This is a genomic window from Paraburkholderia tropica (assembly GCF_914484835.1).
GTDB lineage: Bacteria > Pseudomonadota > Gammaproteobacteria > Burkholderiales > Burkholderiaceae > Paraburkholderia > Paraburkholderia tropica_A.
This window is the reverse complement of sequence record NZ_CAJZAR010000102.1, coordinates 1-22,698: the sequence shown is the minus strand read 5'-3', so window position 1 is coordinate 22,698 and position 22,698 is coordinate 1. Positions and strand designations below refer to the sequence as shown.

Genomic DNA, 22,698 nt, shown 5'->3' with positions numbered 1-22,698 from the left:
GGCGCTGCCGTTACACCGGGCGTCGTCAATCGTCGAGGGTGAAACCGAAAGGCTGCGTGTAGGCGGCGCGCACGGGCTGGCCGTCCTCCAGGTACGGCTTGCACGAGCTGTCGCGCATCGCGCCCATCGCGGCGTCGTCGAGACGGCTGTAGCCGCTGCTCTTCTTCAGCTCGATATTCTCGATCTTTCCGGTCAGGCCCACCACGAAGTGGACATAGGCGGTGCCGGTTTCGCCGCGGCGGCGCGACAGCGTCGGGTAGTCGGGCTTGACGATGTTGCACTCCAGGTGCGACACGTTCTTAGGCGCCGTCAGGGCCATGGTCGGCTTGCCGACCGCGGGTGCGGCCTGGGCGGCCGGAGCCGGCGGCGTGGGCGCGGGCGGAGCCGGCTGCGACGGAGCGGGCGTTTCCACGACGTGCTGCGAAGGCGCGTCCGCGACCGGCAGCGGCGGGGTGGGCGTGGGTTTCGGCTTGGGCTGGACCTTGGGCTTTTCGTGCTTGACCGGCACCGGCTTGGGCGGTGGCGGCGTGGGCGTGGACTGGATCGCGGCGGGCGCGGCGACCGGTTCGGGCTTGAGCAGCTCGGCCGTGATCGTCTGCGATTCGAGGGCGACCGGCGTGACGGCGTCGCGTTTCATGAGCACGACGGCGATGAGCGCGGCGTGGAGCGCGATGACGATCGCGCTCGCCGTCACGACTCGGCGGTTCGTGCGGACGGCGGGAAACGAGAACGCGCTAGCGGTGGTTTGGGTAGCCTGCATATTAGCGTTGCCGCCCGGATAACGACGGCGCGCAGGCTGGGCAACGCGTCGCTACAGGCAGCTTTATGGGCGAAAAATCAACAGCGAGATGCACACGGTGGTCACGAATCCGATCAGCAATTCCATAGCGGGCATCCTCCGGGAAAAAGGAAACAGGCGCTAGCTGGCTGGTCAAGAAACTGGCTTGCTGTCGGCGGTAAAGCGCTCGGCTAGCGAGCGGTGAAGCACGGCGCGCGGGAGCTGCGAACGCGCGCCGGAAACTCGGTGCAAGCGCCGGTTCAGGCCGCCTTGCGCTCGTAGAACGTCATCGGCACCACGTGCGGGACGACGGCCACTTGCGGGCGGGTCACGCCGCAGCGGCTCGCACAGACGCCGCTTTGCGCCATCACGTCGCGAACGGATTCTTCGCACTTGCCGCAGCAGGTCGCGACGCCAAGCTCGAACTGCAGCTCGTCGAAAGAGTCCATGCCCTCGGCGATCGAGGCACGAATCGTCCGGTCGGAGACGGACTTGCACACGCAGACAATCATGATGGAGCGCAATAGAGAGAGTTAATGCGAATTATTATCATTATGTTTGGACCATTTGGCAAGCATGCGCAGGGAATTTTTGTAACGAAACTCGGGGCTTAGCAGAGAAATTGCTGTTTGAGATCAAGGGGTGGGATCGGGGCGGGGTGCGGCGAATCGGGGCGCGATGTGGGCCGCCGAGAGGGCCGATAGCGTGAAAGCCCCGCTGGGTGGGCGTCGCGGGATGGGGACGTGAGCGCCGATCGAGCGCGTGCGCAGAGACGGGCTGCGAGAAAAAGGGGCGCGAGCGGCGTGGCGCGAGCGGCGAAAAATCGCCGAGCGACCCTGACGCCGATGGGGAGATTAGAGCGAGGCGAGTTCGCGCGTGCGGCGCGACGGAATGCTCACGCGTTCCACCTGCGCCTCGATGCCGAGCAGTGCCGCCGCGAGCGTGCGCAGATGCGCGCCGTCACTGGTCGAGCAAAAGCGCGCCTCGGGGCTTTCGGAACCGGATGCCAGCGCGTCGGCGCGCAGGCCGTGCTGATCGAGCACGCGTTCGAGCTGACGCGCGATGGCGACGCTCGTATCAACGAGCGTCATGCGTTCGCCGACGATCGAGCGGATCGCGGCATCGAGAAATGGGTAGTGCGTGCAGCCGAGCACGAGCGTATCCGCGCCCGCATCGAGCATGGGCTCGACATAGCCGCGCAGCAGTTGCACCAGATCGGGCGAGTCGACGTCGCAACGCTCGACTGCTTCCACCAGACCGTGGCCCGGCTGGCTCAGCACGCGCAGATCGGCGGCATGGCGTTCGATCAGCGCCTGGAAACGCGCGCTGCGCAAGGTGACCTGCGTGGCGAGCACGCCCGCGACGCGCGAGCGCGACAGCAGCGCGGCGGGCTTGATGCCCGGCTCGACGCCCACGAGCGGAATCGGCAGGCGCGCGCGCACGAATTCGATGGATTGCGCCGTGGCTGTGTTGCAGGCCACCACGAGTGCCTTGGCTCCCTGCGCCACCAGCCATTCGCCGATCGCGAGCGTGCGGTCGGCGATGAAGTCGTCGTCGCGCTGGCCGTAGGGCGCATAGCGCGAGTCGGCCACATAGACGAGCCGTTCGGCGGGGAGCAGCGCGCGCACGGCGCGCAGCACCGAGAGGCCGCCCAGACCGGAATCGAAGATGCCGATGGGCGCGGCGCGAGTGGAAGCCGGAAGGTTCAAGTGCGTCGGGAAAGCGGAAAAGAATCAGGGCTCGCGGACGGCGTGACTATATAGAGAAGCCACGCCGCGCTCGGGGCCGCACCCGCAATCGCTGCGGATGCGCCGCGTGAGCCCGGGCGATCAGGATTCTACCGAACCCATCATCGTTTGCTGATAGTTCTGGAGGCCGACTTTGTCGATCAGGTCGATCTGCGTTTCGAGCCAGTCGATATGTTCTTCAGTGTCGTCGAGAATCTTCGTAAAGATTTCACGCGAAATAAAGTCACGCACCGATTCGCAATAAGCGATGGCTTCCTTACACGTGGATTGCGAAATCTGTTCGAGCTTCAGATCGCATTCGAGGATTTCCTTGGTCTCTTCGCCGATCAGCAGCTTATGCAGATCCTGGAGATTAGGCAGGCCGTCGAGCATGAAAATGCGTTCGATAAGCCAGTCGGCGTGCTTCATTTCGCCGATCGATTCGTCATATTCATGCTTGCCAAGTTTCTCGAGCCCCCAGTGCTTGTACATGCGCGCATGCAGAAAATACTGGTTGATCGCGGTAAGCTCATTCTTGAGTTGCGCGTTCAAATACTCGATGACTTTTTTGTCGCCTTGCATGATCTTTCCTTCCTTGTGGGGCGTGGGTTTTCAAACACTGGTTCGAACAATAAACGCTCAATACGCAAATGCCAAGGCCGAATCCCGGCTGAAATCAAACACTTGCACGTGCTGAGAATTAATCTCGTTACGTTTTGCGTTTTCCAAAACAAAAACCGGGGCGTAAGCCCCGGTTTTTAGATTTCGGTGTGAAACCGAATCATACACATCATGCGGTCGCGACGGGGATTTTCCCGATCTTCGCCTGCCACTCCGCCGGGCCGGTCTTGTGAACCGAGGTACCCGACGAATCGACGGCGACCGTCACCGGCATGTCGAACACGTCGAATTCGTAGATGGCTTCCATGCCGAGGTCTTCGAACGCGACGACCTTCGAGCCGCGGATCGCCTTCGACACGAGGTAGGCGGCGCCGCCCACGGCCATCAGGTACGCAGCCTTGTGCTTCTGGATCGCCTCGATCGCGACCGGACCGCGCTCGGCCTTGCCCACCATCGAGATGAGGCCCGTTTGCGAGAGCATCAGTTCGGTGAACTTGTCCATGCGCGTGGCCGTCGTGGGACCTGCCGGGCCGACGACTTCGTCGCGCACCGGATCGACCGGGCCGACGTAGTAGATCACGCGGTTCTTGAAATCGACCGGCAGCTTTTCGCCCTTGGCGAGCATGTCGGCGATGCGCTTGTGCGCCGCGTCGCGGCCCGTGAGCATCTTGCCCGACAGCAGCAGCGTCTGGCCCGGCGTCCACGAAGCCACTTCTTCCGGCGTGAGCGTGTTCAGGTCGACGCGCTTGCTGGTTTCCGTGTTCGGTTCCCAGTTGACCTTCGGCCATGCGTCGAGCGAGGGCGCTTCGAGCTTCGCGGGACCCGAGCCGTCGAGCACGAAGTGCGCGTGGCGCGTGGCGGCGCAGTTCGGGATCATCGCGACCGGCTTCGAGGCCGCGTGCGTCGGTGCAGCGTGAATCTTCACGTCGAGCACGGTGGCGAGACCGCCCAGACCCTGCGCGCCGATGCCGAGCGCGTTGACCTTTTCGTGCAGTTCGACGCGCAGTTCTTCGATCCAGTCCTTCGGACCGCGCTTGATGATGTCCTGAATGTCGATGGACTCCATCAGCGATTCCTTCGCCATCAGCATCGCCTTTTCAGCGGTGCCGCCGATGCCGATGCCGAGCATGCCCGGCGGGCACCAGCCCGCGCCCATCGTCGGCACGGTCTTGAGCACCCAGTCGACGATCGAGTCGGACGGGTTGAGCATGACGAACTTCGACTTGTTCTCCGAGCCGCCGCCCTTGGCCGCGACCTGCACGTCGACCTTGTCGCCCGGCACGATCTCGTAGTGGATCACGGCCGGCGTGTTGTCCTTCGTGTTCTTGCGGCCGCCTTCGGGCGGCGACACGATCGACGCGCGCAGCACGTTGTCCGGGTTCAGGTAACCGCGGCGCACGCCTTCGTTGATCATGTCGGTGACGCCCATCGTCGCGCCATCCCAGCGCACGTCCATGCCGACCTTCACGAAGATCGTGACGATGCCGGTGTCCTGGCAGATCGGGCGGCGGCCTTCGGCGCACATGCGGCTGTTGGTGAGGATCTGCGCGATCGCGTCCTTCGCTGCCGGGCTCTCTTCGAGCTCGTAGGCGCGGCCGAGCGCTTCGATGTAATCCTGCGGATGGTAGTAGCTGATGTACTGGAGCGAATCCGCGATGCTCTGGATCAGGTCTTCCTGCTTGATGACGGTCATGGCTAGCTTCTGTGGGGACAGGGGTGTTTCGAATTGTGGCCGGTGCGCCGGTATTACTCCGACGTCGCCGTTTCGCGCACGACACGCTCCGGCACCGGATGGCGCGCGGCGAGGTCGTGGTAATGCTCGGGATGCGTGTGCGTCGTGATGCGGTCGATCCAGGCCATCACGAGCGCGGAGAGCAGGAAGGCGACGTGAATCGCCACCTGCCAGATCACGGTGCGCTCGGAAACGGCATCAGGATTGATGAAGGTTTTCAGCAGATGAATCGACGAAATGCTGATGAGCGCCATCGCGAGCTTCACCTTGAGCACGCCGGCGTTCACATGGTCGAGCCATTCGGGTTCATCGGGGTGGCCTTCGAGGCCCATGCGCGAGACGAAAGTCTCGTAGCCGCCGACGATCACCATGATGAGCAGATTCGAAATCATCACCACGTCGATCAGGCCGAGCACGGCGAGCATGATGCTCGTCTCGTCGAGCGACGTCGCGTGGCTGACGAGATGCCACACTTCCTTGAGGAACAGCACGCAATAGACGATCTGCCCGACGATCAGGCCGAGGTACAGCGGCACCTGCAGCCAGCGGCTCATGAAGATGATGCTGGGCAGCAGCGGCATGCGATGGCGGGACGGCGGCTGGGGACGAGCGGCTGACATGTGCGTTGTGGGTCGCGATGATCGTGGGAACCGGACGAAACGCCCGCAGCAGGCGCAACGGACGGTTCTGACGATTCGGGCAGGGCCGCGACGGCGCGCGCCGCGCGCGCTGGCACGTATTTCACGTTCGCGCGCTGCGCCGCAATGCCGCAGGGGCCGGGCGGGCGCTATTGTAACGCGTCGGCGGCGCGCGTCGCCGGGATGCGGGCAGACAAACTTTCAGGGCGCTTACGCCAGGACAGGGCCGAGGCGATTCAAACGCCGCCAGGCAAGGCGCTGCGGCAGGGCCAATCCAGCACGCCAATTCAGCGCACCGCTTTCAGTCCACCGGCTCAGGACGCCACGGGCGGCAGCCGCTTCGTCTTGACGCTCGCGAGCGCGATGCCCGCGATCACGCAGGCGAGCGCGACGCCGTGCGCGGGCGTCGGCCGCTCGCCGAGGAAGGCCATGCCGTAGAGCGCGGCGGCCACGGGCAGCACTGCCGTGAACACGCCCGCGATGCTGCCGGGCACGTGACGGATGCCCATCATCCAGAGCACGAACGAGAACACGCTCGCCGAGAGCCCGTACCAGATCACGAGGCCCCAGACGCCCGCGGGCACGCTCGCGTAGTCGAACGAGAACGCGCCGGCCAGCCCCACGGGCAGCATCAGAAAGAAGCCGAACAGATGCGTGTACGCGCAGATCTCGAGCGGCGCGAGCGTCTGCGTGAGACGGCGCGAGAGGATCACGTAGAGCGATTCGCAGCAGACCGCGCCGAGCACCATCAGATTGCCCGCGAACGAGCCGGGATTGTGCGCGTCGGCGTCCGCGTGCGCGAGATTGACCACGGCGATGCCCGCGATGGCGAGCACGATCGACGCGAAGGCGCGCGCGTCGGGACGCTCGCGCAGGAACAGCCACGCGAACAGCGCGACCACGGCCGGAATCGTGCTCGTGATGACGCCCGCGGCGACGGCGCTCGTGCGATGCACGCCGCCGAGCATCAGCAGCGTAAACCCGAATGTACCGAAGAGGGCCTGAAGGAACAGATTGATCCATTCGTCGCGCTTCACGCGGCGCATGCGCGCGAGGCGCAGCAGGGGCCAGAGCACGGCGAGCGCGATCACGAAGCGCAGCAGCGCGAACAGCGGAACAGGCAAATAGGCGACGATCGACTTGCCGATGCCGACGTTACTGCCGACCAGCAGCATGGCGGCGACGAGAAAAAATGAATGGCGGTTCAAGCTGGAATCCGGGCGCAGAGATCAGTTAGCATTCTAAATGCCCGCTTAATGCCTCGCCAGGGTGGCCGGTGAAGGCAGCGAGGTGTGCCACAAGGCGATGCGGCGCGCGACGCCTTGGGGCAAACCCCTGCGACGCGCAGGGCCGCACGTAAGTAGCGGGTAAGTTGCCACGCTTAACCTTTGAACGCATGGGCCTCGCGCGCGGGTCCGTGCAAACCGCCGGCTGCGAAGTTCGTGCGCGCTTCACGCGCCCCGGCTTCGCCGCTTCGAGCGGTGGTAAACAACGCGCCGCCGCGCGTCCAGGCTTGCCTGGATCGCAGCGCGGCGGCACATGGAGACGGCGCGCGCAGGCATCGAAGATGCTGGGCGCGTCCACGAGTTTGACGTTTCATCTTCACCAAGGGGTTGTCGATGTCTGCGATTGAATCGGTTCTTCAGGAACATCGTGTGTTTGCGCCGTCCGCGCAAACGGTGGCGGACGCTACGGTGTCCGGCATGGAGGCTTACAAGGCGCTGTGCGCCGAAGCCGAACGCGATTACGAGGGTTTCTGGGCGCGCCTCGCGCGCGAAACGCTGACCTGGCAAAAGCCCTTCACGAAGGTGCTCGACGAGTCGAAGGCGCCGTTCTACACCTGGTTCGAGGACGGCGAACTCAACGCCTCGTACAACAGCCTCGACCGTCACGTGGAAGCGGGTAACGGCGAGCGCGTCGCCATCGTCTTCGAAGCCGACGACGGCACCGTCACCAACATCACGTATCAAGACCTGCTCACGCGCGTCTCGCGCTTCGCGAACGCGCTCAAGAAGCGCGGCGTGAAGAAGGGCGATCGCGTCGTCATCTATATGCCGATGTCGGTCGAAGGCGTCGTGGCGATGCAGGCCTGCGCGCGTATCGGCGCGACGCATTCGGTCGTGTTCGGCGGCTTCTCGTCGAAGTCGCTCAACGAACGCATGGTCGACGTGGGCGCGGTCGCGCTCATCACCGCCGACGAGCAGATGCGCGGCGGCAAGGCGCTGCCGCTCAAGAACATCGCCGACGAAGCCATCGCCATGGGCGGCTGCGACGCGGTGAAGACCGTGATCGTCTATCAGCGCACCGGCGGCAAGGTTGCCTGGCACGAAGGCCGCGACCTCTGGATGCACGAAGTCTCCGCGGCGGAAAGCGACGTCTGCGCGCCGGAACCCGTCGGCGCCGAGCATCCGCTTTTCATCCTCTACACGTCGGGCTCGACGGGCAAGCCCAAGGGCGTGCAGCACAGCACGGGCGGCTATCTGCTGTGGGCCGCGCAGTCGATGAAGTGGACCTTCGACTGGAAGCCCACCGACGTGTTCTGGTGCACCGCCGACATCGGCTGGATCACGGGCCACAGCTATATCGCCTACGGCCCGCTCACGATCGGCGCGACCCAGGTCGTGTTCGAGGGCGTGCCCACCTTCCCGAACGCGGGTCGCTTCTGGGACATGATCGCGCGCCACAAGGTCAGCGTGTTCTACACGGCGCCCACGGCCATCCGCTCGCTGATCAAGGCCTCGGAAGCCGACGCCAAGGTGCATCCGAAGAGTTATGACCTCTCGTCGCTGCGCATTCTCGGCACGGTCGGCGAGCCGATCAATCCGGAAGCCTGGATGTGGTACTACGAGAACGTCGGCGGCAAGCGCTGCCCGATCGTCGACACCTGGTGGCAGACCGAAACCGGCGGCCACATGATCACGCCGCTGCCGGGCGCCACGCCGCTCGTGCCGGGTTCGTGCACGCTGCCGCTGCCGGGCATCATGGCCGCGATCGTCGACGAAACCGGCCAGGACGTGCCGAACGGGCAGGGCGGCATTCTGGTCGTCAAACGTCCGTGGCCGTCGATGATCCGCAACGTCTGGGGCCAGCCCGAGCGCTACAAGTCGGGCTACTTCCCCGAGGAACTCGGCGGCAAGCTCTATCTCGCCGGCGACGGCAGCGTGCGCGACAAGGAAACCGGCTACTTCACGATCATGGGCCGCATCGACGACGTGCTGAACGTCTCGGGCCACCGGCTGGGCACGATGGAAATCGAGTCAGCGCTGGTGGCGAATCCGCTCGTGGCCGAAGCCGCCGTGGTGGGCCGCCCCGACGACACGACCGGCGAAGCCGTGGTGGCGTTTGTGGTGCTCAAGGCCAACCGTCCGCATGGCGACGACGCCGTGAAGCTCGCCAACGATCTGCGCGCCTGGGTGGGCAAGGAGATCGGGCCGATCGCCAAGCCGAAGGACATCCGCTTCGGCGAGAACCTGCCGAAGACGCGCTCGGGCAAGATCATGCGCCGCCTGCTGCGCTCGCTCGCGAAGGGCGAGGCGATCACGCAGGACGTTTCCACGCTGGAGAACCCGGCGATTCTCGATCAGCTCGGCGAGTCGCTTTAAGCTCACAGCAGGCGCGCGGCGGCCCGCTTCGACCCGCTTCGACGGGCCGCCCGCAACGCTTCTCCCGGTCGCACCGAGTTGCCCCCAATTGCCGGTCATGCGCCTTTTTGCTACACAGGCGCATGGCCGCGCCACACACCACACCCCGGAACAACGTCAATCCCTTGCCTGAGCCGCCCGCGGTCAGCGAGGCGATGGCGCACGCGCATCGGCGCTACTGGCGTTTCAATCTCGCGCTGATCGCCGTGCTCATGACGATCGGCTTCGCGGTTTCGTTCGTCGCGCCGCTGTTCGCGCGCACGCTCGACGGCCTGCGCTTCGCCGGCTTCAGCCTGCCGTTCTACCTCGGCGCGCAAGGGGCGATTCTGATCTACGTGGCGCTCGTCGTCGTTTATATCGTGCTGATGCAGCGCGCCGACCGCGTGCTACAAGCCGCGCGCGAAGCCGACCTGGCCATCCGCCAGGCCAGCCAGGCGCCGCAACGATGAAGCTCGCGCACCGGCTCATCCGCTCCTACGCGCTCTATACGCTCGGCTTTCTCGCCTTCGTCTTCGTGATGGGGCGCATCGAGCGCGTGACCGGGCCGGGCATGTGGATCGGCTACGTGTTCCTGTTCGTGCCGATCGCCGTCTATGCCGTGATCGGGCTGCTCTCGCGCACCTCGGACCTCGTCGAATACTACGTCGCGGGACGCCGCGTGCCCTCGGTCTTCAACGGCATGGCGACGGCGGCCGACTGGCTCTCGGCGGCCTCGTTCATCGGCCTCGCGGGCTCGCTCTACGCGACCGGCTACGACGGCCTCGCGTACCTGATGGGCTGGACCGGCGGCTACTGCCTCGTCGCGTTTCTGCTCGCGCCGTACGTGCGCAAGCTCGCGCGCTACACCATCGCCGATTTTCTGGGCACGCGCTTTTCGAGCAACCTCGTGCGCGCGCTCGCCGTGCTGGCGACGATCCTGTGCTCGTTCGTCTATCTCGTCGCGCAGATCCAGGGCGTGGGGCTGATCGCGGTGCGTTTTATCGGCGTGGACTTCGCGATCGGCATCTTCTGCGGACTCGCGGGCATTCTCGTCTGCTCGTTCCTCGGCGGCATGCGCGCGGTGACGTGGACGCAGGTCGCGCAATACATCATCCTGATCGCGGCGATCCTGATTCCCATCTCGCTGATCGCGCATCGCGACGGACTCGGCTGGGTGCCGCAACTCAATTACGGCAACGTGATGCAGCGCGTGGAAACGCTCGAACGCGACGTGCGCGCGTCGAGCGCCGAGGCCAATGTGCGCGACGAATACGAGCGGCGCGCGGCGCTGTGGCAATCGCGCATCGATGCGCTGCCGGGTTCCTATGTCGAGGAGAAATCGCGCCTCGTCGATGCGCTCGTGGATCTGCGCCGCCATAACGGGCCGCTGCGCGATATCGATTCGCTGGAGCGCGAGGTCGCGCGCTTTCCGCGCGACGCCGAGGCCGCGCGCGTGGCGTGGACGCGCGCACGCGACGACCTGCTCGCGCTGGCGACGCCGCCCGTGCCGATGCACGAAGCGTTTCCCGCCGAAAGCGACGAAGCGCGGCGCGTGCATCAGCGCAATTTTCTGTCGCTGCTGCTGTGTCTTTCGCTGGGCACGGCGAGCCTGCCGCACATCCTCACGCGCTACAACACGACGACTTCGGTGGCGTCGGCGCGGCGCTCGGTCGGCTGGACGCTGTTCTTCGTCGCGCTGTTTTATCTGACCGTGCCGGTGCTGGCGGTGCTGATGAAGTACGAGATTCTTTCGCATCTCGTCGGACAGCATTTTTCGGATCTGCCGCATTGGGTGATGCAGTGGCGGCGCGTGGAGCCGTCGATGATCAGCGTGAGCGACGTGAACGGCGACGGCATCGTGCATTGGGGCGACATTCAGATGCAGGCCGATATGGTCGTGCTCGCGGCGCCCGAGATCGCGGGGCTGCCGTATGTGATGTCGGGATTGATTGCGTCGGGCGCGCTCGCGGCGGCGCTGTCGACCGCCGACGGCTTGCTGCTCACGATTTCCAACGTGCTTTCGCACGATGTCTACTACCACATGGTCGATCCGAATGCGTCGAGTCAGCGGCGCGTGACGATGTCGAAGATCCTGCTGCTGGGTGTGGCGTTGTTTGCTTCGTGGGTGGCTTCGCTGAACGCGGGGAATATTCTGTTTCTGGTGGGCGCGGCGTTTTCGCTGGCGGCGTCGAGTTTGTTCCCGGTGCTGGTGCTGGGCGTGTTCTGGAAGCGCACGACGCGGCTCGGCGCGGTGGCGGGGATGATCGCCGGGCTGGTCGTGTGCGTGTATTACATCGTCTCGACGTATCCGTTTTTCACGCAGTTGACCGGGTTCGAAGGCCCAAGGTGGTTTGGCATCGACGCGATTTCTTCAGGCGTGTTCGGCGTGCCGGCCGGGTTTCTGGTCGCTATCTTAGTGAGTCTTGTCGATCGGAAGCCGGATGAGTATATGGTCGCGCTGGTGGATTATATTCGGCATCCTTAGGAGTTGATGGCGCTGCGTAGCGAAGCGAACGCGCCACGTCCGATTCATCGAGCCGCTGCGGAATCGTTCCTAAGCTCCATCAACGCTTGATGGACTCGCTCCATTAATTCCACCCAATTTCCTGATTCCCGCTGGCGGAAAATGCGTGCGCTCGGATACCACGGCGAGTCATCGCGCTCAAGCAGCCAGCGCCAACAGGAATCGTGGCGAGACAGAATCCAGACGGGTTTATTCAATGCGCCTGCGAGGTGCGCAACCGAGGTATCGACGGTTATGACCAAATCCAGACACTCGATGATTGCCGCGGTTTCGGCGAAATCAGACACGTCCCGCATCACGTCCAATGGCCGTATCTCTTCGGGAAGTTCGTAAATTTGCTTCTCTGCCGATTCGCCTTTTTGCAAACTGAAGAAGTTCACATTGTCGATACTTAGCATCGGTGAAAATAAGGCAAGGCGCATGGATCGGCGCTTGTCGACTGCATGGCAATGGGGCTCATTCGGACGGGGATCGCCACTCCATACAATCCCAACATTCAACTCGTTCGATGGAATTTTCGATTTCCAGAATTCAACCCGATCATGCGGCGCTCGCAGATATGGCGTGTGATTCGGGATCGTTTCAATCGTCGTATGGCAATTGAACGGCAAGCTCATGATCCAACACCAGTAATCATGCGCTGAGATGGTCCCTTTGCCGTCTAACGCAAATACTTCGTCAACGCCATCGAGACTTTCGAATAGCCGCTTTTGTGAAGGCGCGCAGGCAATATCGACTCGACTGGCGCCGCGCCCCTTCAAAACCTGTGCGTAGCGACAAAACTGGATGATGTCGCCAAAGCCGTGTTCCGGCCAAATGAGCAAAGATTTACCCGCCAACGATTCACCGTTCCAATGAGGATAAGGGAACGCGGGTGGGCCGCCGCGGCTGCCCGGCTTCCGATCGCGAAGGCGATATTCGAAGTGCGCAAAGCCACGAGCATAGTCGCCAAGACTTAGCAGCGCAGACGCCATATGCTGATTGGCATTGAGATGCTCTCGCTCGATCGCCAGCGCGGATTCGAGCATTGGAATACTTTCGCGCACTCGATGTTGGCGTAACATCGCCGCCGCAATGTTCGCAGTGATGTCGGCCGAACCTGGGTTGTGAATCAACGCGTGGCGAAACAAGGACTCGGACTCGGCAATAGCGTCTCGCTCATACAACATCAAGCCAAGATTTGTCGCTGCCAGCCAGTTCCTGCTGTCACTTTCCATAATGGAGCGAAATTCAATCTCTGCTTCTTGAATGCGTTCTGTTTTCCAGTAAAGGACGGCTAGATTGTTCCGGGCCGCGTTATATGATGGCAATGCCGCCGTTGCGCGAAGAAAATATTCCTCGGCTTCGTCAAATCGCCCCATGTCTCTCAAGACCAATCCAAGGTCATTCAAGGCGGGCGGCCATTCGTCTTTGATATGAAGTGCGTCGCGAAATGCGCGTTCGGCTGCATGTAGATCATGGCTCGCATATCGTTTGTAGCCATATTCCAGATGCCGATCAGCCAAGGCATCCACGCCCGCTTTCGATATGTCCAGAAAAGTAGGGAAGTCGGGTGGCGTCATTGATATATCCCCCTCACGCTTACATTGAATTCAAGATCTTGAGCCGCGTAGGTTCAAATTTCTTGTGTACGCGCCGCACGCGCGAAAGTTAATGCTTTCAACGGAAAAGGGATGCTTGCGCGCTTCTTCAGAGCCAAACATCAGATACGTCTGAATTGAGGCGTGAGTGATTCGTAGCGCATTCGTGATGAAGCGCGGCTTGATGTCTGGCAATGCGCCAGCAGGGGGAAGGGGGTTCAGATCGAGGCTTGGTGGCTCGGTGCTTCGATTGATAAGCAGATGCCCGTGGCGCGCGGTTGGTTGCGCAATTACCCGTTTGCTTTGGCTTCGCGCTCGACGCGGGTCGCTGCGATGATCGTCGGCCATTCTTCGCCGGTCATCGCCCTGTAGTTGGCAGGCGCGGCTTCCAGCTTGCCGCTCACCTCGGCGCGCTGGGTCGGCCGGCTGCGGATGGGATGGGCGGCGAGCCTGTGCCCGCTGATGGGCAAATTGGCCGGCCAGAAAAAACAAAAACCCCGCAAGTCCTTGAACTTACGGGGTTTCGGGAATTTTTCCTGGCGGAGAGAGGGTCCGCCTAAGGCGGGTCTGCATAGATATTCATGAGGGTAATAGTCACGCTTAAAGTCCTTTAAAACAAGGGTTTTGCGTGTTCATGGGTCCACTTGAGTGTGCTACCATCAACACCAAATGTATGGGTAGGTGTATGGGTAGATAACTTAGGCAGAGACCATGTCCAGACCAATTAAGAAGCTGTCGGCGGTGAAGGTTAAGCAGGAGAAGAACCCAGGCTATTACGCGGATGGCGGTGGCCTATATTTGCAGGTGAGCAAAACCGGCACGAAGTCGTGGATATTCCGCTATTCGCGAGCTGACGTGCTGACGAAGAACGGCAAACGAAAGCACACTGACATTGGGTTGGGGCCATACCTTAGCGTCTCGCTCGAAAGCGCGCGGGAAAAGGCCGATGGCATGCGCCGCGCCATCGCGAACGGCGATGATCCGCACGCAATGCGTCAATCAGAGCGCGCGAAGATCGCGTCGAGAATGACTTTCTCCGACTGCGCGACGGCCTACATCAACGCACACAAGCACGGCTGGAAGAACGAAAAGCACGGCGACCAGTGGACCAATACGCTGGAAACCTACGCTGGACCGATCATCGGAAAGAAGGACGTTTCGCTAGTCGATACGCACGACGTTGTGCGCGTGCTAGAACCGATCTGGACGAAGAAGAACGAAACCGCCTCGCGCGTGCGTGGACGACTCGAAAAGGTGCTCGCATGGGCAAGCACACGCGGTCTCCGCAGCGGTGATAACCCGGCGCGCTGGAAAGGTCACCTCGATACCTTGCTGGCGAAACCTAGCGCGGTCCAAAAGGAGGAGCATCATGCTGCGCTCTCTTACGCAGAGATTGGCGAGTTCATGGAACGCCTGCGAGCTATGGACGGCGTTGCAGCGCGGGCGCTGGAGTTCGGAATTCTGAACGCGTCGCGCACGAATGAAATCATTGGTGCGCAGTGGTGCGAAATCGACATGGCCGCGAAGCTGTGGACGGTTCCAGCCGAGCGCATGAAGATGAAAAAGGAGCATCGTGTGCCGCTGGGCAAGCGCGCCATTGCCATTCTGAAGGAAATGGAATCGGCCAGACACGGCGACTTTGTGTTTCCCGGCATGCGGGACGGCACCGGCTTGTCCAACATGAGCCTGTCTGCCGTCTTGAAGCGCATGGGAGTGGACTCTAAGACGGCGACTGTCCACGGGTTCCGCTCGACGTTTCGCGACTGGGCGGCGGAATGCACCAACTTCCCGCGCGAACAGGCTGAAAAGGCCCTTGCTCACGCCGTCCGCAGCGAAACGGAAGCAGCCTACCAGCGCGGCGATTTACTGGCGAAGCGCGGCAAGATGATGGAAGCGTGGGCGGCATACTGCGGCGTGAAACGGCAACCCGGCGCGGTGGTCAATCTGCACAGTCAATCGGCGTAACGCTTTGACCGCCAAGTGACCCATCCTTTCATAATGCCGAATCGTACATTGGGGGATTCGTCACTCACGCGGTCAATCGGCACGCCGCTCGCGATCAGAGCGGCGATCATTGCGCCGTTGCTGATGTATTGGCCGCTCCATGCCTGCGCCACGCCCTTCAGTGCGTAGCTAGTGATTGGGCTATTCGCCCTGGATGTGACTTTGACACCCTGCAGGAAACGCATCGCCGCATCAAATTCTTCTTGGTGATCAAGCAGGTTAGGGCGCTCATGGGGTTCCCCGCCAGGGAAGCCCCCGCCCGTCAAATCAGGATAGCGCTCTGCGATAGTCTGAAGCGTCGCCGTCAAAATGCCCTCCCGTTTTCGTCATCGGAGGCGCGTGCGCGGCGTGGCATCTCGAATACCATGCGACCGTGGGACTTCTTGGGTTCGTTCCCCGTTAGCCTGCGCAAGATGACCGCTACGTCTTTCGCTTGCTTCTGCGTGGGCTTGTCGTACCCAACTGCAATGCACACATCGGCTGCGGACATTCGCTCGGTACTCGGGCTGTCCCATGCGAATCTTGACATGATCAGGTCTTCCAACGGATTGCGCTCCGTGTGATCGAGGTTCGACGCGTTTAAACGTGCCGACTCTTCGCGAGACAGGGTGTGTTGCTCGCCTGCCAGATAAAGCGCTTTAGCTTGAGACCACAATTGCTGCATGTCAATACCGTGCAGGCCATTCAAGTTCGGACCGCACCGCACCGTCCAGTAACGACGATTCCCCGTTTCGTCGCGCAGATAGGCGTGTTCGTTCACGCTGGCCAGCGCTGCCGTGCGGCGCGGAAACTTGCTGCTGGTCTTCGCGTAGGGCAGCCGTAATTCGTCCATCTTCCTAGTGATGAACCCGCGAAGCGCTGTGATATCCGATTTCGAGAAAGTGGCTTCCAACTCGCCCAACTCAACCAGCCAGTAGGACACGAACTGCTTCACGCTGTCTTTGTTCGACGGGTCGAGAATGACGGACTCCGCGACCCATTCTTGGTGTTCGCCGGCCATGCCCATAATCCACGTCGTCTTGCCCAAGCCCTGCGCGCCCTGCAGCACTAGCACGCCCTGCATCGAGAAGCCTTTCTCTTCGTACACGCAGCGAACCGCGCCGACTAGCCAACGCCGAAGCAAGAGGCGCGTAAGGTCGCGGTCTGCCGCGTCCAACGTGTCCGCGAGAGGTTCCAGACGGTCCACGCCATCCCACGGCTTTGAGTCGATCCATTCGGCTACGGGGTTGTAGCGGTTCGAATCGGCCAGCGCGGTGATATAGACAGGGACATTTCCCGTCGGCATCCGGTTTCTAGCGCACAGGTCGATGATCTTCCCATAGCTCGCTTCGGACCGATTCTCCGGCGTGAAATCCGCGTGGGGAATCAAAATCTCCACCTCTTTGGAGATCAGGTTATAGACAACCTTCACGCCGTACTGGTCGAGCATGTGTTTCAGGTTCCCTTGCGTCGGAAGCGGTGCATCCTTGCCGGGGTCGGGAAAATCATGAACGTTCAAGGGCAGCTCCATTGGAGCGCCTGGCAGGCTGCCAGCGGGGCGGATACGGCGATTGATAGGTGTCACTTCGCCCGCCCGCGCCGCCGCTTTCTTTTTTTGAGCCGTCATGTCGTTTGCTTCTCCCCCTTTATTGCGCGCGTGCTGCGGCGATTCGCGTGTTAAGCCAGTCATTCACTTCGCTTTCTACCCAGCCGGCGTAACGCGGCGCAAGTCGCACGGAGGCGGGGAAGTCTCCCTGACGAATCATTTGGTAGATGAACGCTTTCGAAAGGCCCGTTCGCTCAATCACGGTTGCAATTCGGATGATCTTGGTCGGTTGCAGTTGTGTTTGCATTTTGCTTGCCCAAAGTGTGTGTGAGTGCAGGGCGGAGTTTGAATACTGATGGAGACAGTTTCCACATGAGGGTTTTTTTCTCTGAACGGTTAATCGCTAATCGGGGGTGGCACGGGGTATGTGCGGGGGTGGCAAATGAGGTGCTTTTTCGTGCTGCCCCCCCCGGCGAAACCCATATGTAGCTTGGCTTAGATGGATTTGGGGGGGCATGGGGTATGTAGTTCTGAAGAGTTTGATAGACAGCCCAATAAACTCTTGTGAAATTGCACCACCGTGCCCCCCCCCGATTCGTTAAAAGCCTTATCCAGTAAGGCTTTCCCCGGGGTGGCAAGAAGAGACTGACACCCCAAATCGATGCGAAAGCGCAAAAAATCCCCTTCCCTGTATGCCCTACGGAAAAGCGTCATACAGGGAAAGTGGCAAAGGGCAACGGAATAAGTATTTTCGACATTTTTTTCGACTTTTTTCTCATGAAAATCAATAGTTTGTCGAATAGGTAAACGTTGAACGTTTACCTATGTAAATAACGCTCAATTGGATTCTGGTGTTACGCTTTATTCACATCGAAACACTATATCTAGTTGGCTACAGTGAATACCTCACAAAAGCGCATGCATGCCCCAGATCCGAGTCCAAAGCACCTTGTTGTTCGCGATTCATTGAGCAAGGAGTACCTGCAAATGCTGCAGCTTGTGCCGCGCGGCGATGTAGCTGCGTGGATGGCGTGCGGTTGCATCGTTGCGGCAGAGGCATTCGAACGTGGGCTGGCCACGTGGCACATGCGGATGTCGGACGTAAAAGGGCGCGGACTCAACTCCGCGCCACTGCCCGATGAGGTCAGCTAGGTTATGTCAGGGCAAGACGGGGGAGCCCAGCAGCGCATCGGCCTGTGGATAACTCACGGGTCCTCCCTCAGGCCGGATGGGAGAGGGGTACAAAGCACCGCGAGAATAAAAGTCTGAGAGGGTTTTGAAATCGCGGACTACGACTATATCGCGTGCTGTAAATGGTTGATTGCAATGTGGGAAATTGGTTTGTAGGAATAGTCTTTATCGTCTGGAAAGACAGAAAACCGGGGTTCTTAACAATGAAATTTTCGCAAAATCGAGAAGTTAGCAAAAACCATGGACGCTATTTCCACTCCGCCGCCGCTCTCCACAAGCGTTATGGCATCCCCCTGTCAATGATTGAATTGTATGGAGCAGAATGCGCTCTCCCGCGCCGCGCCGGTGGCGAATATGACGCGGCTTGGCTTTCCTATTTCATCGTGGGCCACGCGTTTCTGATGGAAAACCCGGCAGAGTTGACGCCACCAGTCACGGTGTTCGTCGGCTACATGCAAGCGCTCGGAGACCTCGTTGGCGAGCCAGGCGGCCTCGATCCGCTGAAGGCCATATTCCTGCGGAACGGCCTCGACCAACATGACTTCACGGACGCTCTTGACGAAGGCATGGCGTTCTTCGAAACGAAATTGATTCTCGACCGCCTGCGATACAACCGAAACCCTCATGTGTAACTGATCTTCACTGGATCGCATAATTTCACCATTTCCACACAATAAGTAGTCCTAGAGATATGACGAAAAAACCCACGTTCCTGAACGACCTTTTGGAACGCGCGATGCGCGAGCCTAACGCCGATGTGACGTATGACGGTAACGGCGACGTGCGCCGGTACATCCCGCGCCGGCCAATTGTTAACAGCCTTATCGACCTGAACGGCGACATGCTGCCGGAGCTTCAGACGAAAAGCGGCATGCACCTGAAGCGTCCACCGGTTGGCCGTCCTGCCGGTCAAACGATCACGCTCGGCGCCGATATCATCGCCCAGTCCCTCGTCGCGCAAGCTGGCGCAAACGTGATCATCTATCAGGACACGACGAGCGCTATCCCGGTTGGCCCCGCTGACGACGTGTTCATGCAGAACATTCCGACCTATTTTGAAACGGTCGAAGCATCGCCGTTCGCTCTCGTTCCTGACGGGCAGGAAGTGGCCGTATCGACGCTGCCCATCAGCCGCGCTCAGATTCACGTGGACACTTCTGGCGGGCCGCAGACGAATACCGGCATCTATATGCTGCGTTTCGAGTTCGACCGCGCGACGATGAAGGGTTATCCGGATTTCTCCGACGCGATCATGCACGCGATTACGGCGGGCCTGGCGCGCACCGCCGATGCCGTCTTGCTCGGCGCAATCGTCGCGAAAAATCCCGCAGCCTTCACCCTGTCTGCCGCTGCTGCCGCGTCTGTTCGATTCGATGAACTCCGCGCCGTAATCGGTACTGCAGGTACGGGCGCAGCTGTTGGTCAGGATGGTGTCCTGCGAGCAGCAGGTGTGCGCGGCGAACTGACCGCCGACATGGCGACGACCATCGTGGGCGCATTCTCGCGTTCCGCGATCATGATTCGCTCGACAGTTGACGTCTTTGCAGAACGTGTGAGCGCGGCCAACCCGCTGACTGGAACGCTCGCCGTGACGGCGATTGTTTCCCTTCAACCTTTGCTGCCGGATACGTCGCGTTTCTGGACGGTGGGGGCGTAATGAAGACCGCGAAGAATACGGCTAAGGCAGTCAAGCTGCCACGCGACGTGGAAGACGCGATAGCGGGCGCGACGTACATGCAGCGCGCGGCGACTGACGAAGGGCATCGGACGCTGTTTTGGATGGTCGGCTTGGGCCATCTGATCGTGCAGCAGACGCCGAACCTTCAAGAGCGTGTGTCGAAGGCATGGCCCAATCTCAGAGCTGAGCAAGTGGCCCACGTGTTGCGGGCAATCGACGCTGGTGTTGCCGCGTCTATCGCAAGGGAGCGGCAAGCCCAGCAGCCCACGAAAGCGAAGTATTCGACAAACTATTTCATCGTCTAAACCGCATGAAAACCAAAACGCCCGAAAGCACAACCAGCGGCAAAGCCCGCTCCTTTACGGTCTGCGTTGACGCCGATCTGATGGCGCGCATTGAGCAGCACCGTGCGCAAGTGCAGCAGCAAACCGGCATGCGGGTGTCGTTAAGCCAAGCGACTGTCGGCCTGGTTCGGCGCGGCTTTGAAACGATCGATCGCGCATAACGATTACACCCGGTCCGCCCTGTTCTCCGAGGGGAGGCGCGACGGGTAAATCGCACCGAATCGGAGGGGCCCGATGTGCTCTGTTTGCCGAGGGGTGATGTGACGGGGAAATCACATCGATTCGGCTGTTCTACCCGCGGATACCCTGTTGCCGAAGGGAGCGTGACGGGAAAATCACGCTAAATCGGCTTCCCTCGCGCTGGCCCCGACGCCGGAAGTATCGGGGCGTCAACCTTGCCTGCCCGTGGCAATATCAAACCTCTGATCGGCGAGGAGAGTGAGATGGACGACTTGGAGTTACTTTGGGAGCGCGTAGAGAAGGGCGAAGGACCGGACATCCTGATAGTGCCTATCACCAACGTTATCCGCGCACGTCTGAACCAGTATGAAGGCAAGCTAGGATATTGGGAGAAGTTTCATCTCGCGGGGGCCATTGCCAACCTAACTCAGAGTCGAACCTCGTGCAACGCATCATATTGGTTGCGCTTTTCGTTACGAAACATCTGGAAGGCGGGTGTTCCCGCTAGCGAGCGGGACGAGAACTACACTCCGCACGATGAAGCGATCGAAGCGTTCACCTATGAAATGCTTTTGGCGGAAGTAGATCGAGCTGCGTAAACGCATGGCAATTTGATCTGCCTGCCTCGTAGTAACTGAGTGTCACCAAGCGAGCGACGATCGAAGTCGCGACACCCTTAAGGTGCCGCGACTGCCTAGATCTCTTTAGCGACTAGGCGAGGAGCGCCAGTGTTGGCAAACGCATTCGATTCGACCGAGCCGAAACCGTGTGTACGCCGTTACAAAGACGTCCTTAATGGTGCTGGATGGAATCATATCCAATCCCTCCCAATGAGGAATCTAGGACAAGTGTCGCCACAGCACCATTCCACTTTTGGTAGAATGTTGGTTCCAACCAAGCCGTGCGGCATCCGGTGTGTCCTTATCACCTTGCCGTATGCCCTGTGCGCTAACACAGGGACTCGTAGGAAGAAGCCCAGATCGACGCCTCGCTAAAGGCTGATCTGGGCTTTTTGTTTTGCGCTGTACCTCACCGCGCTAAACGGTTTCACTACCGGCACAATGTAGCGTAGCACTATCTCTGAAGTCAATCACTTTATCCGTGACTAAGAGATAAATTTGGTTCTTGAGTTCCGGTGGGTGTGGGCGTATAGTTCACGAATACTGGGAGGATACCGTGAGCGAAACCATTGAGCCGCGAAAGAGTAAGGAACGTAGCCCGAATTTCCCTTTCATATCGTTGGACGTCGCGTTGCAGCGAGCGCAGGCAATGTATTCGCATGAGCGGCGGGGCGGTGCGCCGACTGTTGCCGTTGCAAAACATTGGGGATATAGCGAGACAAGTAGTGGATTCAAGCAGACTCTGGGCGCCTTGAAGAACTACGGTCTGTTGGTGGATGAACCAAGCTCCAGCGGGCGGATGGTTCGCCTCTCTGATTTGGCAGTCAGAATCTTGTTAGACGGCCGCCCGGATTCCCGTGATCGAAGCGGATTGTTGCGTCAAGCGGCACTTACCCCGGCTGTTGCAAGTGAAGTCTTCCAGCGATGGCCAGAGGGTTTGCCGTCAGATCATACGTTGACCCACTTTTTGATGTTCGACCGTGGGTTTCAGGACGATACCGCTGTTCGTGCCGCTAAAATCTTGCGACAGAATGAAGTCCACGTTGATCCGGCATCGAAAGACGACGCGTACGATGGGGAGGACGACGCTCCACTGAGCGAAGCTGCCGCGCCGCCGGTGCGGCGCGAAGGGCTTCTGGATATAGCCCAAGATGTCGTCAATCAACTCCCCTCGTATCCAAGGGCATCACCCGAGCCAATCCGCAGCGAAAAGGTCGCTCGCAGCGAAAAGATCATCGACCCAAATGGGCTTGATGTCACTATTACCTTTAGCGGAGAGCCGAGCCAAGAGACGTATGAGTTCCTTGCTGACTATATTGAATTGAGGCTCAAAAGGTTGCAACGAAAGTCTGCATCCGGTCAGACCTAAGAGAGTCGGGTGCGTGGGCGGGTGGACGGGAGCGGATCGGGCCCGCAACGTTCGGCACTAGGGTGCCACAAGAACTGATAGTGCTGACGCAGCGTTGCACTTGCTTTTTGTGCCCTAGGTCAGTTGATGAACTTTAGGGCGATGAGCACGGCGATCGAAACGATGATTTGCGACGTGGCCAACTGCCACTTCGTTCGCCGCAGCACGCTGTTCATCCCCGACGCCGCTAAGCTAAGGTCGGTTCTAGTTGCAAGCGCATCATCAGTCACGTCGGTCTCCCATGCCTGTTCACGCCCATTGTAGCCAACTTCGTGGGCGCAGAAGTTGGAATCTGCGCGAGAGAGTTGTATGGGTTGGTGTATGGGTACTAACGAGTAAAAAAGAAAAAAGCCCTTGAAATCAAGGGCTTGGAATTCTTCCTGGCGGAGAGAGGGGGATTCGAACCCCCGATAGGCTATTAACCTATACACGCTTTCCAGGCGTGCGACTTAAACCGCTCATCCATCTCTCCGGCGGGACGCGAATTATAGCAGAGTCTGGGCGGCGGGGGGTGCCCCTATGTGATTC

At 60.6% G+C, this 22,698-nt stretch carries 23 protein-coding genes and 1 tRNA gene; 10 read left to right on the top strand and 14 right to left on the bottom strand.

The window, feature by feature from the left end:
- Positions 1 to 25 precede the first annotated feature (25 nt).
- The 7 genes from LDO54_RS37145 to LDO54_RS37115 form a co-directional block, all read right to left on the bottom strand.
- Positions 26 to 760: an energy transducer TonB gene (locus LDO54_RS37145; RefSeq protein WP_224017902.1), complete on the bottom strand. Its 735-nt coding sequence runs from the start codon at positions 758 to 760 to the stop codon at positions 26 to 28.
- A gap of 278 nt (positions 761 to 1,038) precedes the next feature.
- Positions 1,039 to 1,290, bottom strand: coding sequence for a (2Fe-2S)-binding protein (locus LDO54_RS37140; protein WP_065061382.1), 252 nt, complete (start codon positions 1,288 to 1,290; stop codon positions 1,039 to 1,041).
- Positions 1,291 to 1,632: 342 nt separating this feature from the next.
- Positions 1,633 to 2,487 carry a glutamate racemase gene (gene murI / locus LDO54_RS37135; RefSeq protein ID WP_224017900.1) on the bottom strand — a complete coding sequence of 285 codons (855 nt, stop codon included), beginning with the start codon at positions 2,485 to 2,487 and terminating at the stop codon, positions 1,633 to 1,635.
- 120 nt (positions 2,488 to 2,607) lie between these two features.
- Positions 2,608 to 3,087: a bacterioferritin gene (gene bfr / locus LDO54_RS37130; RefSeq protein ID WP_074986406.1), complete on the bottom strand. Its 480-nt coding sequence runs from the start codon at positions 3,085 to 3,087 to the stop codon at positions 2,608 to 2,610.
- Between the two features lie 208 nt (positions 3,088 to 3,295).
- Entirely contained in the window at positions 3,296 to 4,819 is a 1,524-nt protein-coding gene (locus LDO54_RS37125) for a fumarate hydratase (RefSeq protein WP_224017898.1), read from the bottom strand.
- A 53-nt stretch (positions 4,820 to 4,872) separates the two neighbouring features.
- Entirely contained in the window at positions 4,873 to 5,478 is a 606-nt protein-coding gene (locus LDO54_RS37120) for a TIGR00645 family protein (RefSeq protein WP_224017896.1), read from the bottom strand.
- A 332-nt stretch (positions 5,479 to 5,810) separates the two neighbouring features.
- The gene (locus LDO54_RS37115; protein ID WP_224017894.1) at positions 5,811 to 6,704 is read right to left on the bottom strand and encodes a DMT family transporter; all 894 of its coding nucleotides are present in this window, start codon (positions 6,702 to 6,704) and stop codon (positions 5,811 to 5,813) included.
- Positions 6,705 to 7,115: 411 nt separating this feature from the next.
- Between LDO54_RS37115 and acs the strand changes: the two genes are divergently transcribed.
- The 3 genes from acs (at position 7,116) to LDO54_RS37100 (ending at position 11,601) form a co-directional block, all read left to right on the top strand.
- The gene (acs, locus tag LDO54_RS37110; RefSeq protein WP_224017892.1) at positions 7,116 to 9,098 is read left to right on the top strand and encodes an acetate--CoA ligase; all 1,983 of its coding nucleotides are present in this window, start codon (positions 7,116 to 7,118) and stop codon (positions 9,096 to 9,098) included.
- Positions 9,099 to 9,262: 164 nt separating this feature from the next.
- Entirely contained in the window at positions 9,263 to 9,586 is a 324-nt protein-coding gene (locus LDO54_RS37105) for a DUF4212 domain-containing protein (RefSeq protein ID WP_405045160.1), read from the top strand.
- Entirely contained in the window at positions 9,583 to 11,601 is a 2,019-nt protein-coding gene (locus tag LDO54_RS37100) for a sodium:solute symporter family protein (protein ID WP_224017888.1), read from the top strand. Before LDO54_RS37105 ends, LDO54_RS37100 begins: the two co-directional genes overlap by 4 nt.
- 44 nt (positions 11,602 to 11,645) lie before the next feature.
- On the opposite strand, the gene LDO54_RS37095 is transcribed toward LDO54_RS37100, so the two are convergent.
- Entirely contained in the window at positions 11,646 to 13,202 is a 1,557-nt protein-coding gene (locus LDO54_RS37095) for a tetratricopeptide repeat protein (RefSeq protein WP_224017886.1), read from the bottom strand.
- Positions 13,203 to 13,232: 30 nt separating this feature from the next.
- Positions 13,233 to 13,568 carry a hypothetical protein gene (locus tag LDO54_RS37090; protein ID WP_224017884.1) on the bottom strand — a complete coding sequence of 112 codons (336 nt, stop codon included), beginning with the start codon at positions 13,566 to 13,568 and terminating at the stop codon, positions 13,233 to 13,235.
- Positions 13,569 to 13,931: 363 nt separating this feature from the next.
- Here LDO54_RS37090 and LDO54_RS37085 point away from each other — a divergent pair, with 363 nt between their 5' ends.
- Positions 13,932 to 15,185, top strand: a complete 1,254-nt coding sequence (locus LDO54_RS37085) for a tyrosine-type recombinase/integrase (RefSeq protein WP_224017882.1) — start codon at positions 13,932 to 13,934, stop codon at positions 15,183 to 15,185.
- Here the strand turns inward: LDO54_RS37085 and LDO54_RS37080 are convergent.
- Genes LDO54_RS37080 through LDO54_RS37070 form a run of 3 tightly spaced genes read right to left on the bottom strand, consistent with a single transcriptional unit; the run spans position 15,173 to position 17,056 of the window.
- Entirely contained in the window at positions 15,173 to 15,532 is a 360-nt protein-coding gene (locus tag LDO54_RS37080) for a hypothetical protein (protein WP_224017880.1), read from the bottom strand. The two genes, LDO54_RS37085 and LDO54_RS37080, sit on opposite strands and share 13 nt — an antisense overlap.
- Positions 15,529 to 16,830, bottom strand: coding sequence for a virulence-associated E family protein (locus LDO54_RS37075; RefSeq protein ID WP_224017878.1), 1,302 nt, complete (start codon positions 16,828 to 16,830; stop codon positions 15,529 to 15,531). Before LDO54_RS37075 ends, LDO54_RS37080 begins: the two co-directional genes overlap by 4 nt.
- A 19-nt stretch (positions 16,831 to 16,849) precedes the next feature.
- Complete coding sequence (locus LDO54_RS37070) at positions 16,850 to 17,056, bottom strand: helix-turn-helix transcriptional regulator (RefSeq protein WP_224017876.1); 207 nt, start codon at positions 17,054 to 17,056, stop codon at positions 16,850 to 16,852.
- A gap of 1,087 nt (positions 17,057 to 18,143) precedes the next feature.
- Between LDO54_RS37070 and LDO54_RS37065 the strand changes: the two genes are divergently transcribed.
- The 6 genes from LDO54_RS37065 to LDO54_RS37040 all read left to right on the top strand — a co-directional run bounded on the left by LDO54_RS37065 (position 18,144) and on the right by LDO54_RS37040 (position 22,131).
- Complete coding sequence (locus LDO54_RS37065) at positions 18,144 to 18,572, top strand: hypothetical protein (protein WP_224017874.1); 429 nt, start codon at positions 18,144 to 18,146, stop codon at positions 18,570 to 18,572.
- A gap of 59 nt (positions 18,573 to 18,631) precedes the next feature.
- The gene (locus LDO54_RS37060; protein WP_224017872.1) at positions 18,632 to 19,597 is read left to right on the top strand and encodes a hypothetical protein; all 966 of its coding nucleotides are present in this window, start codon (positions 18,632 to 18,634) and stop codon (positions 19,595 to 19,597) included.
- Positions 19,597 to 19,923, top strand: a complete 327-nt coding sequence (locus tag LDO54_RS37055) for a hypothetical protein (protein ID WP_224017870.1) — start codon at positions 19,597 to 19,599, stop codon at positions 19,921 to 19,923. Before LDO54_RS37060 ends, LDO54_RS37055 begins: the two co-directional genes overlap by 1 nt.
- A gap of 5 nt (positions 19,924 to 19,928) precedes the next feature.
- Complete coding sequence (locus tag LDO54_RS37050) at positions 19,929 to 20,123, top strand: hypothetical protein (protein ID WP_224017868.1); 195 nt, start codon at positions 19,929 to 19,931, stop codon at positions 20,121 to 20,123.
- Positions 20,124 to 20,405: 282 nt separating this feature from the next.
- Positions 20,406 to 20,741, top strand: coding sequence for a hypothetical protein (locus LDO54_RS37045; protein WP_224017866.1), 336 nt, complete (start codon positions 20,406 to 20,408; stop codon positions 20,739 to 20,741).
- Positions 20,742 to 21,318: 577 nt separating this feature from the next.
- Positions 21,319 to 22,131 carry a hypothetical protein gene (locus LDO54_RS37040; RefSeq protein WP_224017864.1) on the top strand — a complete coding sequence of 271 codons (813 nt, stop codon included), beginning with the start codon at positions 21,319 to 21,321 and terminating at the stop codon, positions 22,129 to 22,131.
- A 119-nt stretch (positions 22,132 to 22,250) separates the two neighbouring features.
- Here the strand turns inward: LDO54_RS37040 and LDO54_RS37035 are convergent, their stop codons facing one another.
- Both LDO54_RS37035 and LDO54_RS37030 read right to left on the bottom strand, forming a co-directional pair.
- A complete protein-coding gene (locus LDO54_RS37035; RefSeq protein ID WP_224017861.1) occupies positions 22,251 to 22,400 on the bottom strand; it encodes a hypothetical protein in 150 nt (49 codons plus the stop codon).
- A 151-nt stretch (positions 22,401 to 22,551) separates the two neighbouring features.
- Positions 22,552 to 22,642, bottom strand: a tRNA-Ser gene (locus tag LDO54_RS37030).
- Positions 22,643 to 22,698 lie beyond the last annotated feature (56 nt).